This is a genomic window from Williamsia sp. z71 (assembly GCF_059553375.1).
Genome location: NZ_JCANWX010000011.1, coordinates 33842 through 46729 on the forward strand (window position 1 = coordinate 33842; position 12888 = coordinate 46729).

At 60.9% G+C, this 12888-nt stretch carries 12 protein-coding genes; 7 read left to right on the forward strand and 5 right to left on the reverse strand.

Annotated features, from left to right (window positions below; translation table 11 throughout):
* The first annotated feature begins 66 nt into the window (after positions 1–66).
* Both AC51GR_RS23015 and AC51GR_RS23020 read left to right on the forward strand, forming a co-directional pair.
* Positions 67–1389: a DUF262 domain-containing protein gene (locus tag AC51GR_RS23015; RefSeq protein WP_496326983.1), complete on the forward strand. Its 1323-nt coding sequence runs from the start codon at positions 67–69 to the stop codon at positions 1387–1389.
* The gene (locus AC51GR_RS23020) at positions 1389–3335 is read left to right on the forward strand and encodes a DUF262 domain-containing protein (RefSeq protein ID WP_496326984.1); all 1947 of its coding nucleotides are present in this window, start codon (positions 1389–1391) and stop codon (positions 3333–3335) included. Before AC51GR_RS23015 ends, AC51GR_RS23020 begins: the two co-directional genes overlap by 1 nt.
* Before the next feature lie 334 nt (positions 3336–3669).
* Here the strand turns inward: AC51GR_RS23020 and AC51GR_RS23025 are convergent, their stop codons facing one another.
* Genes AC51GR_RS23025 through AC51GR_RS23035 form a run of 3 tightly spaced genes read right to left on the reverse strand, consistent with a single transcriptional unit; the run spans position 3670 to position 4828 of the window.
* Positions 3670–3957, reverse strand: a complete 288-nt coding sequence (locus AC51GR_RS23025) for a hypothetical protein (protein WP_496326985.1) — start codon at positions 3955–3957, stop codon at positions 3670–3672.
* Positions 3912–4565: a T3SS (YopN, CesT) and YbjN peptide-binding chaperone 1 gene (locus tag AC51GR_RS23030; protein ID WP_496326986.1), complete on the reverse strand. Its 654-nt coding sequence runs from the start codon at positions 4563–4565 to the stop codon at positions 3912–3914. The genes AC51GR_RS23025 and AC51GR_RS23030 overlap by 46 nt, the downstream gene beginning before the upstream one ends.
* Positions 4481–4828, reverse strand: a complete 348-nt coding sequence (locus AC51GR_RS23035; RefSeq protein ID WP_496326987.1) for a TY-Chap domain-containing protein — start codon at positions 4826–4828, stop codon at positions 4481–4483. The genes AC51GR_RS23030 and AC51GR_RS23035 overlap by 85 nt, the downstream gene beginning before the upstream one ends.
* Positions 4829–5046: 218 nt before the next feature.
* Between AC51GR_RS23035 and AC51GR_RS23040 the strand changes: the two genes are divergently transcribed.
* The gene (locus AC51GR_RS23040; RefSeq protein ID WP_496326988.1) at positions 5047–5307 is read left to right on the forward strand and encodes a LuxR C-terminal-related transcriptional regulator; all 261 of its coding nucleotides are present in this window, start codon (positions 5047–5049) and stop codon (positions 5305–5307) included.
* Between the two features lie 454 nt (positions 5308–5761).
* The gene (locus tag AC51GR_RS23045; RefSeq protein ID WP_496326989.1) at positions 5762–5998 is read left to right on the forward strand and encodes a hypothetical protein; all 237 of its coding nucleotides are present in this window, start codon (positions 5762–5764) and stop codon (positions 5996–5998) included.
* A 95-nt stretch (positions 5999–6093) separates the two neighbouring features.
* Here the strand turns inward: AC51GR_RS23045 and AC51GR_RS23050 are convergent, their stop codons facing one another.
* Positions 6094–6597 (reverse strand): hypothetical protein, encoded by a 504-nt coding sequence (locus AC51GR_RS23050; RefSeq protein WP_496326990.1) that lies wholly within the window; start codon positions 6595–6597, stop codon positions 6094–6096.
* Positions 6598–7141: 544 nt separating this feature from the next.
* On the opposite strand from AC51GR_RS23050, the gene AC51GR_RS23055 reads away from it, so the two are divergent.
* Both AC51GR_RS23055 and AC51GR_RS23060 read left to right on the forward strand, forming a co-directional pair.
* Complete coding sequence (locus tag AC51GR_RS23055; RefSeq protein WP_496326991.1) at positions 7142–8440, forward strand: lipase family protein; 1299 nt, start codon at positions 7142–7144, stop codon at positions 8438–8440.
* A gap of 153 nt (positions 8441–8593) precedes the next feature.
* Complete coding sequence (locus tag AC51GR_RS23060; protein ID WP_496326992.1) at positions 8594–10774, forward strand: molybdopterin-containing oxidoreductase family protein; 2181 nt, start codon at positions 8594–8596, stop codon at positions 10772–10774.
* A 15-nt stretch (positions 10775–10789) separates the two neighbouring features.
* Here AC51GR_RS23060 and AC51GR_RS23065 read toward each other — a convergent pair whose 3' ends face one another.
* A complete protein-coding gene (locus AC51GR_RS23065) occupies positions 10790–11959 on the reverse strand; it encodes a GmrSD restriction endonuclease domain-containing protein (RefSeq protein ID WP_496326993.1) in 1170 nt (389 codons plus the stop codon).
* Positions 11960–12304: 345 nt separating this feature from the next.
* On the opposite strand from AC51GR_RS23065, the gene AC51GR_RS23070 reads away from it, so the two are divergent.
* The gene (locus tag AC51GR_RS23070) at positions 12305–12883 is read left to right on the forward strand and encodes a TerD family protein (protein ID WP_496326994.1); all 579 of its coding nucleotides are present in this window, start codon (positions 12305–12307) and stop codon (positions 12881–12883) included.
* The last annotated feature ends 5 nt before the right edge of the window (positions 12884–12888 follow it).

A 12888-nucleotide genomic window follows, 5' to 3' on the forward strand; every position in this document is an offset into this window, starting at 1 on the left:
GAGTTTAGTGAGCGAGATAGGGGCAGGATGGCTATTGACCGTGATCGCGGAGTGCGTCGGGCTTCTGTGGGTGAAGTCTTGGCGGAAGATCTATCGATACCGCCCTACCAACGGCCATACAGCTGGAAGCCAACAACTGCAGTTCAACTCCTGGATGACATACGGGCAGCCTTCAGGGGGCGTGAACAAACTGATGTTGCTTCTGGGGTGCGGTCCAACGCGTCTTACGTCCTCGGCGCAGTTATCCTGCACCGAGATGAAGACGCCGAGAAGCTCAACGTCGTCGACGGCCAGCAGCGCCTGCTGACGTTGACGATACTGCTCGACCTGCTAGACCAGACATCCACGCCAAACGGAGTTGATGTAACCCTCTCTGCCAGTGACGACCCAGCGGCGCCTATCGTCGTAGCGCGACAAAGGCTTGCGAGCAAGGTGAGCCTTATGGAGGACGACCCTGGAAAGCTCGCTGCCTTCGTACGAGGGAACTGCCAGTTGATCAGGGTTGAGACGGACGACGCGGACGAAGCGTTTCGGGTATTCGATTCGCAGAACTATCGTGGGAAGGCGCTGCTGCCTCACGACTTGCTGAAGGCGCACCACGTCCGCGAAATGCATGATGAGACGGAAACGATGAAGGCGGCACTCGTGGAGGTCTGGGAGTCGGTGGCCGACAACGAGCTTGATCGACTCTTCTCCACCTATTTGTGGCGGATCAGACAGTGGTCGCGCGGCTTTTCTGCGCCCGTATTCGCATCGAGACACGTCGAAGCCTTCAAGGGGCTCACGATGAGAGATGCCCACGCTCCGTCATCGCGATACCACCTTGCCGCACAAACAGCGGTGCCGCTGCTCGCAGCATGGACAATATTGTCCGACGAAGGTGAGCGAGAAGCGGCTCGAACCCGATTCCAGCTTGACGCGCCGACACCGGCCGGACGGCCGTTCTTCGAAATGGTCACGTTCATGCTCGCCGAGCTGAAGAGGCTGCGACTTGAGGGTTACAGTGAAGAAAGCTGGGATGCCTACGCATCCACCGACCGAACCCTCAGTGAAGAGAAATCTAGGTCGAAATATCGATACGTCTCAGAGCTGTATCTCGCGGCCCTTCTCTACTACACCAACAAGTTTGGTGACTTAGAGATTGCCGAAGCGAAACGCTTCCTATTTCGGTGGGCGTATTCCTTGCGCACAGAGCTCCAGCGTGTTCAGATGGTTTCAATCAACAACCATGCAAAGAACCTTGCTGACGGACAGTCGGCTTTCGTGCTCTTGCGAAACGCGGATAAACCGACAGAACTCCGACGACTTTCGGTGGACGTTAGAGGCAGAGATCAGAATCCAGAACACATGAAGGCGCTACTCGATCTGTTGAAGGGCCTGGGTGGCTGATGCGAACGCAACTTGAAGCAGAGCTGTTTGCTGTGGGAGATTTATTCGCCGACAATCACACTCACTACGAGATCCCGATCTATCAGCGAAACTATGCATGGCGCAATGAACAGATCGATCAACTCGTCGACGATGTCTTGACCGCCGCGCGAGACCAGAATGTGGACGAGTACTTCCTCGGCAACCTGATAGTCGCCCCCAGGCCGCCAACGACAGGCGCAACGTATCTGACATACGAGGTGGTTGACGGTCAGCAGCGGCTCACAACCTTGTTTATGCTGCTGAAGCGGCTTGGCGTTCAGTTTTCAGCGACGCTGACATACGCCTCACGAAGAGCGGCCACCGACGCGTTGGCTCGCCTCTCGACGTCCGAAGATGATGAGGGATCAGGAATCCTGACCGGCTACAAGGTGATCGACCGTAGAGTCACCCTCCTGTCCAATTCGGGCGAAGACTTGAAGACTTTCAAGGAATTCCTCACCGAACGTGTTCGATTTGTGCTCGCAATTCTCCCCGAAGGCACTGATCTCAATAGGTACTTCGAAATCATGAACACGCGCGGTCAGCAGCTGGAGCAGGTAGACATCGTCAAGGCCCGCCTCATGAGCTATCTACGCGCGGATGCTCAGTGCGTCGACGAACAGCGCGCTTGCTTCGCGTGGATCTGGGACGCTTGCGCGGAAATGGACAGCTACCTCCAGATGGCGCTCACACGCGGCAACACAAGTCTGCGCGGCGAGATCTTCGGCGAAGCGTGGGATCAGCTTCGTGTTCGCAACTTCTCCGAACTCGTCAATTTTTGTCCGCAAGGTGAGGGTGAAACAACCATGCGGAGTGAATCAGTTGGCCTGCGGGACGCGCTCGCGATATATGCCCAGGCAGCCGAGAAGCCGGTCGGCGATGACGACGACGAGAGTCGCTTTGAGACTCCGATCAAGTTCCCAAGCTTTCTTCTCCACGTACTCAAGGTAATGCACGATTCCGCAGACGGGGACAACGAACTTGACGGCCATCTTGACGACAGCAAGCTGATCAGGCGCTTCGACGACGAGTTCAAGGGTCTTTCGGAGTACGACCGATCGGACCATGTGAAGAGATTTGCAGAGGCACTAATGCGCTGTAAATTCGTCCTCGACAACTACCTCATCAAACGCGAGTTCACCTCGACGAACGGGGAAGACGGCGCGTGGTCTCTGAAGCGTCTAATCCGCGGCGAGAGTGTCTCCCATCGGGGAAGTGGGTCGAAAGTCACTGCCCGTTTTCCGTCCGCCTTCGCGGTGAGTCGCGAAGAATCGGATGCCGGCCCCAACGATGATGCGACAAGGGACGTGCTCCATCTTCAGTCACTATTGCGCGTGACGTACACGTCGCCGCGCACAATGCACTGGATAACAAGAGTTCTGAGAGAATCTGTGCACGATCTACCTAGGTCGGACGCGGCGGACAAGATCAGAAAGACGCTCCGCTCATACATTCAGCAGCAGGTTTATCTAGGGCTGCCGGGCGAGGAGGGGCCAACCGGCTTTCATATTGAGCGGATCGTCTACACTTATCTGGACTATCTGCTTGCTCGAGGCGCGAGTAGTCGCATGCCAGGCGACCCGGATTTCATTTTCGTGTTCAGGACGTCCGTCGAGCACTTCTTCCCTCAGCATGCCAACACTGACGATGATGGCTGGAATGCGGTCTCGCCTGAGGCCCGTGAGTTGAACATGTTCGGCAACCTTGCCCTCGTCAGCGTGAGCGCTAATTCGAAGTTCAGCAACGCGTTGCCGCGGCATAAGGCTGACAAGGATCTTGTGATCCGTCAGAGCATGAAGCTCCGGTTGATGGCGCACATCGTGAAGACGGCCGACCGATGGGACCCCAAGTCGATTCGGCAGCACGATAAAGAGATGGTTGATCTCCTGCGAGAGGACCTCCGTGCCAATGGCTTTGAAATCTGACGTCCCTATTGCCAGATCGCCGGCGGTCAGTCTTCCTTCTTTGTGGTCATGTACACGGCACGTTCAGAATTGAGCACTTTGGCCGGCCGGTGTGCCTTCGAGATGTCCGAGCCTCGTCCGACGTGTCACGGTAGGGACTCTCGGCGCATTTCGAGATTAGGTGCGAACGGTCGGTTCTCGGGCGATTGCGTTCATGACCACTGGGCCGCCGGCAGCTGTTCCGTCCGGGACCGTGTTTTAGACGGCGTTATATTTTTCTGCGTTGGCAGAATCCGAAATCGAGAGCATGACGTGAACGGGTCCTATTGGTATGCCTGATTCGATCGCCGTGTTTCTACCTGGCCTCATCCAATCGCCTCGACAGAACCACCAACCGCAGCGCGGTACGCAGACTCTTCACCGTCTCCGACCATGCCTTCTCTTCATGCTCACACGCCGCCACTTCTTCTTCGTCCTCATGCTTGAACGCGTCGGATACCGAACTGCGCCCGGCAAATCTCTGGTTCTCGCTCACTTTGATGTACCGAAGGATCGTGTCGCGATCGAAGTCGCAGATGGCTGCGATCTCCTGGGTAGTCAGTGGACCGGCATCGTCGTCATCGAGCTGCAGCAGACACAGCACCCTGCCGGCAGAGCCTCATCGGAATCTTCCACGGTCGAGCTCGCTTTGGGCACTGCTGAAGCAACCCGGCTGGCCCCGTCGCTCAGGGCGTCGAACCACTTGAGCATGGTCGAGCGCAGCACTGCGTCAGTGAAGACGGTCGCATCCATCCGGATCGAGACGCGGACATGTTCGTCGACGAGAAAGAACTTGACATCTGGCCACTTGCGGGAGAACTCCATGAGCGCCTTGGCGCCAGACGCCGGGTCCTGCGGTTCGACAACGAGATTGCTGAACATCTCGATGACCGGATCGCTTCCGTCGACGTGCAGCCACGACGTCACATCATTGACGGTGAAAACGATGTCACCGTCGTCGTCCTTCCTCGGCACGGAGCCCATCATGCGCTCAAGGGCGGCGTCGACGAGACTCTGGACTTGCCACTGGCCGGCCGCCTGAAATCTGATGTGCTGGATGGGTTCAGTCCCGCGCTCCTCAACGAAGAGTAGAAAGGTCGGATGGTGCACCTGCCAAAGTTCCTGCGCTACACCGACCGCGGCCAGAACGACGTGCTCGACGTCATCGCGACTACGTTCGACGACGCACTCGTCTTCGCTGATTGAACCCACTCGAGCTCCATCAGCAGAGACAGTTCACCATCGTCGAGGTCGCGATTTTGACCAAGAAGTGTGGGGCTCACGTGGCACCGCACCTCATCGTCGGCGGTGATCGCGAAGAGAGCGGTCGGGCCACGCCCGTCCAGGGCGCCGTTCGGCGCTGTGACCCGTACCGAGTCGGAGGCCTGCAAACCTGTCAGCCGGGATTGCAGCTCGGCACGGAACGCTGCCCATCCATCGGCAACGGAAGCGTCGAAGTCGAAGATGTTGGACATCGGGCACCCCCCTCTCTGTCGTCTGTGAGGCAAGGTTAGTGAGTGGGTCTGACAATTCCAGTCGGTCGGCCTGTCCGCTCGATCATGCGTTCGAAATAACACGCATGGAAGTAAATGTCCAGCCGCGCAACGGATTTCGATGTCAGACCCTTCCTCTACTTTTTCGTCGTAGATGGCAGTCGACTCCAACTGCTGCCGAGGGAGGGATTGGATCCGTGATGGACACAATGGATGAGGCGGGTGCCCGGACCACCGGGCCGAGATTGAGTGGGCGAGAGGTCGAGGTTCTGCGGACCTGGTTGATCTGTGACAGCAAAGAGGAAGCCGGCCGCTCGCTGTTCATCGGCGCGGCAACGGTCAACACCCACATCTCGCGCATCCGCGGGAAGTACGAGGCCGTCGGCCGGCCCGCCAATACCAAGGCCGCGCTGCTGGCGCGGGCCTTGCAGGACGGCCTGATCACCATTGATGAGCTCTGACTCCTGTGGCTGGTCTGTACGAGTACTACTCCGCCGACGCACCTCGCCTGAGGCGGCGTCCGGTCCTGTCTGTGGTGTCGAGTCCAACGTTCACCTAGAACATGGCTGCCGTGTGCATGGCCGTCGCGTTGGTTGCGACATCGATGGTGCATGTCGGGTGTCTGCTTGTAGGTGCGGTGGCGGCGATCGCTGTCCTGGCGACTGGGGCATGGCTCCGGGAGAGTCTGCCGAACGAACAGGTATGGGACAAAAGGGTATTGGTGGAGGCAGGGCGTCTCGTCGCCTCCCATGAGGTGGCTCAGTGCGGCAAGAAGGATCGCAAGTTTGTGGAGAAGGCGCGCTCCGTAGTTGCGGTGATTACCTCTTCGAAAGCTGCCACCGACGGGTGGTTGGGCGATGTGGATTTCGGGCGGATTTGTTCTGGATCGCCTCGTCGGCAGTGTAAGCGAGTGCGATGCACGAACTGATCGACAAGCTGAAGCCGTCGCGGCGCGCATCAGACAAGCAAGCTGTTGCCAACGGCCGGGAGTGGTTGGATGCCTGGTGGGGAAGCTCGACGAACGGGTTGTCGCTGGAGGAGAAGCGGTCGGGTGGCTGGGTAGGCTGGTTCGTTTGCAGCGTCAAAGTCTATGTGTCAAAAGCGCTCCAGGCGATCAGTGTCTTGCCGGGCTCGCAGTCGGGGACGACGTAGAGATCTGGTTAGTGTCGGCGCGTACTCCGACAACCTCGTCGACGTGGAGATAGCGGATGTGCCAGCAGTGGCGGTCTGAGGCAGGCAAGGACGGACTACGGCGAGGGCGATCCGACCACGTCGCAGACAGGGCCGGTGATGTACCCCTGCTCGCAGCCGTGTTGGGTTTGGATCTCCCCGCTGGTCGGTTCTTCGCCGCACGCGGTGCCACACCGCTCGAAACCGCTGATCACGCCATCGCCATTCTGATCTTGGCTGCCGGTCGGCGGGATGTAGGTATCACAGGAGGGTTCGTATCCGGTGGTTCCGTCCGAGTAGATGGCAGTGCCGGACTGATACAGCGAAAGGTCACCGCACACGAAAGTGACAACTTCTGGCGGAGTTTCAACCGACGGCGGGATCGGCGTCACCGAGCTCTCCGGCGATGGGCCGGGCGAAACCGTTGTCGAGGAGATAGGTGCATTGGCCGGCTGACTCGATACGACTGAAGAGCTGTCTGTCTCCGAGCCTTGAACGGTCGAACTGCAACCAATGACCAGCAGGGCGCAGCCGGTTACGACACCGGCCAGGCGGAGGTGCGACCGCATCATCGTCAGCATTTGGCAGGTCCACCGATCTCGATGGCCGAGAAGCCATGGGGAGTGGGTGTGGTTGCGGGATTTAATGGCTTCACAGGTGTCACCGTATCTTTGGGTTGCGCGTGACCACAGCCGCGCCAGCCTTGCAACCTACAGGCTGAGGTGGGCTAGGAGGTTGACCATTGACATCCACTTCTTCCCGGGGGCGATAATCCAGCCGCCGCGGGCCGCCGAGGCATGCAGCAGGTGGGGGGGTTCGTTTCACTCAAGAATTCCAGGAGCGTCAACTGTGTAATCCCCGCGACGTCCGACGGTGTTACGCCGACCTCTGAGGGTTGCGTCGGCGCCGCATCCGATCATCCAGCTGCGGAGGGCGGGTGGGAGGTGGTCGAATGTCCCCGCCTGCAGAGGCGGCTGATTGAAAATCCTGATTCCGGGTCCGGTAGAGAGACACCGCTGCCTTCGTCAGGACGCAAGCGACGGTCTCATGTGCCCACGTAGTTGTCCGGACACCGTGTCCGTGAAACTGGTCCCCGTGCACGTCGCACCTGGTAGCTTCCGCAGAATGGCACCCACCGTCGCACGCCGTTCCCACTTGCTGCTCAGTGTCCTGGCGGTGATGATTCTCGCCGCGGTGACCGTGCTCGCCGGGGTGGGCAGTGCGTCCGCGGCGCCGGTACCGGCGTTCTACCAACCGCCCGCTGAAGTCTCCGGCACCCCGGGGAGCATTCTTCGGTCCGAACCGTCACCGCTGGCGTTCAGTGCCCCGGCCGACGGTGGAGCCTTCCCCGCGACCGGCACCCGCATCATGTACGCCAGCACCGCCATCAACGGTGCACCGACCGCCGTCACCGGCACCTACTTCGAGCCGGCCATTCCCTGGGCTGAGCCAGGCCCGCGACCGGTCATCGCCGTCGCCGTCGGCACCCACGGTCAAGGCGATCAATGCGCCCCGTCGCGGCTGTTCAACTCCGTCATCCAGTACGGCGGTGGACTCGACGTGATGCTGCAGTACGAGATTGCTGCGATCTACGCGGCGGTCGCACAGGGCATCCCGGTGGTCGTCACCGACTATCAAGGCCTGGGCACTCCTTCTGTGCACGGGTACCTCAACCGGGTGGGCCAGGCCCATGCGGTGCTCGACGCGGCCCGCGCCGCCATCGACCTGAAATCCCTCCCGGGCAACACGCCGGTTGGGATGTGGGGCTACTCGCAGGGCGGGGGAGCGGTCGCCGGAGCCGCCGAACTGCACGCCCAGTACGCGCCCGAACTCAACGTCCGCGGAACATATGCCGGCGCCCCGCCCGTGGACCCATTGAAGACCCTGGCGCTCGCCGAAGGTGGAATCCTCACCGGTGCCGTCGGATACGCGCTCAACGGCGTCTACGCCGACTATCCCGAGGCCCGTCCTGAACTTGACCGGGTGCTCAACAGTGCGGGAAAGTCGCTGTTGCGTGAGACTGCTAACCAGTGTGTTCCGGAAACGCTGGCGCGGTACGCATTCCAGCGGACGAACGCGTGGACGAGTAGTGGCCGTCCCTTGGGTGAGGTGGCCACCGCCAGCCCGGTCCTCAAGCCCATCTTCGACCAGCAGCGTATCGGCACACTGACCCCCGAAGCACCGATTCTCATCGTGGCGTCCGACAATGACGACGTGGTGCCGTGGAGTAGCTCACGCGAAGTCGCTCGCGAATGGTGTGGTCGGGGTGCGACGGTGCAATTCACCACCTTCCCGCTGCCGCCGATACTCCCGGGAACCGCAGCAGGGCATGGCGTCCCGGGGTTCTTCGGTATCCCGACCGCGCTCGGTTGGATGATCGACCGGTTCACGGGGGTACCCCAGCAACGGTGCGTCATCGCCTGACCCGGTCACCGGGAGGCCTTTGAATCGCCGGTTCACCGCCTACTCGGTGGCCGACAAGCTGAATTAATAATCAATTCACGTCGGTGCAACATGGGGCGCGCTTACTGAAAGGGTCATTGTTCACTCTCCAACCGCCCTTGGAGGACAGCCACCATGACTCTGGTAACCGATGCCGATTCGTTGACCGGGAAAAACCTCACCATCGTGCGTGGAGCGTGTCCACACGATTGTCCCGACACCTGCGCCATGCTCTATCACGTCGAAGACGGCAAACTCGTTGATGTCAAAGGGGATAAGGACCACCCGATGACCAGAGGCGGGCTTTGCGTCAAGCTCAAGAACCTCCCCGAGCATCACTACCAGTCCGACCGGTTGATGCACCCGATGCGCCGCGTCGGACCCAAGGGTGCCGGCGAGTTCGAACGCATCACCTGGGACGAAGCACTGGCGGAGATCAAAGAGCGGTGGACATCGATCATCGACGAATTTGGCAGCCAGGCGATCATGCCGCACGCGTATCTCGGGCACCAGGGGGTGCTCAACGGTCTGACGTCGGGTGATGCGTTCTTCAACCGGATGGGCTCGACGGTGGCGGAGAAGACCTACTGTGAGTCCGGCTCGTCCACCGCCTGGCACATGACGGTCGGTGGTACCGGCGGCCTCGACATCGAATCGATGGCCCACTCGAAGTACATCATCGTGTGGGGCATGAACATGACCAGCACGAATCTGCACGGCTGGCCGTTCCTACTCGAAGCCCGCAAGAACAACGGAGCGAAGATCGTCGTCATCGACCCGGTTCGCACACGTACTGCGCGACAGGCCGATTGGCATATACCGATCAAACCCGGTACCGACGGCGCACTCGCCATGGGACTGATCAACGAGATCATCACGGAGGGCCTGACGGACACGGACTACGTCGAGAAGTACACCGTCGGCTACGACGAACTAGCGGAACGTGCGGCGAAGTACACGCCCGACTACGTCGCGGAGATCACCGGAATCCCCGCCGATGACATCCGAACCCTCGCACGCGAATACGCGACCAGTCAGCCCGCTGCGATCCGTCAAGGTGTTGCACTCGAGCGTAGCCGCGGCGGTGGCCAGGCGATTCGTGCGATCACCTGCCTGCCGGCGTTGGTCGGTGCCTGGAGGCATGTTGGTGGCGGCACGATGGAGATGCCGATCTGGGAGTTCCCGACGAAGTTCGACGCCATCTGTATGCCGGAATGGATTCCCGAAGGGACCCGCGTCATCAACGAACTCGACCTCGGTATGGCGCTGACCGGGGAGATGGAACTCGACCCGCCCCTCAAGTCGCTGTTCGTCTACAACTCGAACCCGGTGTCGCAGGGTCCGGCGCAGAACAAGACGATGCAGGGTCTGATGCGCGACGACCTGTTCACCGTCGTCAGCGAACACTTCATCACCGACACCGCCAAGTTCGCCGACATCCTCCTCCCGGCCACCATGCAGGCAGAACAACTCGACATCATGGTCACCTGGGGCCACCTCTACATCTCGCTCAACCAGCCGGCCATCGAAGCGCCGGGGGAGTGCGTGCCCAACGTCGAACTGTTCCGGCGACTCGCGAAAACCATGGGCTTCACGGATTCCTACTGGGACCGCACCGACGAACAAATGCTTATCGATTTCCACGACTGGGACGCACCGGCCCTGGAGGGCATCACGTTCGAAAAGCTCAAAGAGGTTGGCTGGATGCGACTCAACGTCGGAATGCCTGACGTTCGGGCACCGCACGCGGAGGGGAACTTCCCCACACCGTCGGGCAAGTGCGAGTTCAAAGCGAGTCTTGCTGAAGGCGGTAACTTTGTTGTCCCGGTATGGCGTTCGATGTACGAGGGGATGCAACCGGGCGGTTACGTCGATCCGTTACCCGACTACATACCGCCCTTCGAATCAGTCGCGTCGAACCCTGAGCTCGCCGCGAAATACCCACTGAGCATTGTGTCGCCGAAGCCGCACGCGTTCCTCAACAGTCAGTACGGCAATGCCGCGGACAAGCAGGTCGCCCAAGGCGAGCAGCTGGTCTTCATTCACCCGGCCGACGCCGCGGAACGCGGCATCGACGCGGGTGACCTCGTGCGGGTCTTCAACGACCGGGGCATGTTCCAAGGTCCGGCGGCCATGGAACCAAATCTGATGCCGGGTTTGGTGATGGCCAACGTGGGCCACTGGCAGAACAAGTGCTCCGGATCGACGGTGAATTCAATTACCGCGGACAGGCATTCAACTCTGGGCAATGCCGGGGTGTACTCGGACAACCTGGTGGACGTGGAGAAGGTGGACCTGCCGGCAGTGGCGGTATAGCGGGCCAACGGTGGCCTACGTCTCGCAGGCCACCCCGTCACCGTCGCGGTCGAGCTTGCTGCTGTAACCGGGCTGTCCCGCGTAGATCGGAGCTGCGCCGGCAGCGCGCACGGCGGCACAGTTCGCATAGGAGACCGACGGTGCGTCGATGACCGCTGGTGGCGTGTATACCGGCTCCGGAGGCGGCGTGTACGCGGGCGCCGGTGGCGGGGTGTAGGCGGGCGTCGGCGGCGGGGTGTTCGCCGGGCGAACCGCCGCGGGTGTGGAGGTCCTGGGAAGAGGAGTCGCGGTTTCTGTTTTGGCGACAGCGGGAGCCTCTGGCATCGCGGCGCCGCAGGTGCTGAGAACGCGTGCAATCGCGTCTTTCTCGGCCTGCGTGACCCACAGTTGGTATTCGGACTTCACGTCCACCTGTCGGGACACGTACGTACAGCGGTACGCCTTGCTGGGCGGCAACCAGGTGGCGGCGTCGCCGTCGCTCTTCTGCTGGTTGGTCGGGCCGTCGGTGGCCTGCAGGTTGCGCGGATCGTTGGCGAAGTCGATGCGCTGGGCGGGCGTAAGTTGCTGGGCGCCCTTCTGCCACGCATCCGACAACGCGACCACGTGGTCGATCTGGACGGCACTCGAGGTGTCCTGGCCGCGGAGGAAGTTGATCGACGTGGCCGTGTACGGGTCAGCGAGCACGCCGGACTGTACCGCGCACCCACGCGAACCCGCCTTGTAAACAATTTCGGTCAGATCGCGGCGCAGGATGTCGTTGCGGGTGTCGCACCCGTTGCGTCCGCCTTCGACGCTCACGGCATCGGTCCACGCGTCGCCGAATTGGCCTCGGTCGTACCCGGTCTTCGGCGCGCGGCCTTTGACCTCCAGTGCGTTCAGCTTGGTCATCGCCCGGTTGGCCCCGGAAGCGTTGTTCACCTGCGCGACGGGCGTCGCGACCGGGAGCGGCTCCTCGGTGGGGGTGGTGGTGGTCGTCGTCGTGGTTGTTGTGCTCAGGGGAGCGGGTGCCTTGTCGGCGACGGAGGTCGGTTTATCTTCCTCGGTCACCGCGCCGATGGCACCGAACACCACCAGTGCCGCCACCAACCCGCCGGCAATCCACGGCCACTTGCGCTTTTTTGTGCGCTGCGGCGGACCGGACGGTGGGCGGTCCCAGTTGGAGGGCATGGCGAAGGGATCAGGCATGGGGGAGGGGTGGCCTTTCGGGGCGTGCGCCGTCGGAGGGAATCGACGACATTCATACAGATATAGCCACCCGGGCCCTAAGTGTTACAGGGACACACTGGCGTGATTATTGATCACGTGTTCGGGCTGCTCGAAGTGCGCGAAGTTGTTCCGGGTACACATTGAATTCAACTACCGCGGATCGGCATTCAGCTCTGGGCAATGCGATAGCGCTGCGTGTAACTCCTCTGTGCTTTTTCCGGGGTGTCGGGGTCAGCACGCTAATGTCAAGTGCAGCAATGGAAAAGAGAACTGCGTCGCGTCCATCGTTCGGACTACACGTGGAGAATGAGCTGGAGGAAGAATATGTCGGTCAGCCTGGGCAAAGGCGGAAATGTCTCTCTGAGCAAGCAGGCTCCAAACTTGACGGCAGTCGGTGTCGGTCTCGGTTGGGATGTAAGGGACACCTCCGGGGTCGACTTCGACCTGGACGCGAGCGCCCTCGCTGTCGATTCGAACCGGAAGGTGCTGAGCGACTCCTTCTTTGTGTTCTATAACAACCTCACCTCGCCCGATGGTGCGATCGAGCACACCGGGGACAACCGAACAGGGGAGGGCGACGGTGACGATGAGCTGATCAATATTGATCTGCGTGCATTGACGCCGGGAGTGCAGTCGATCGTCTTCCCGGTCACCATCCACGATGCTGCCGCCCTGGGGCAGAACTTTGGGCAGGTCGTGAATGCCTTTATCCGTGTGGTCGACCAGGCGGATGGCCGTGAACTGGCCCGATTCGACCTCAGTGAGGACGCGTCGACGGAAACGGCGATGATATTCGGCGAGATCTATCGCCGGGAGGCTGAGTGGAAATTCCGTGCGATCGGGCAGGGATATGCGTCGGGCCTTGCTGGAATCGCCCGTGAATACGGTGTGAATGTGGGCTGATCGGG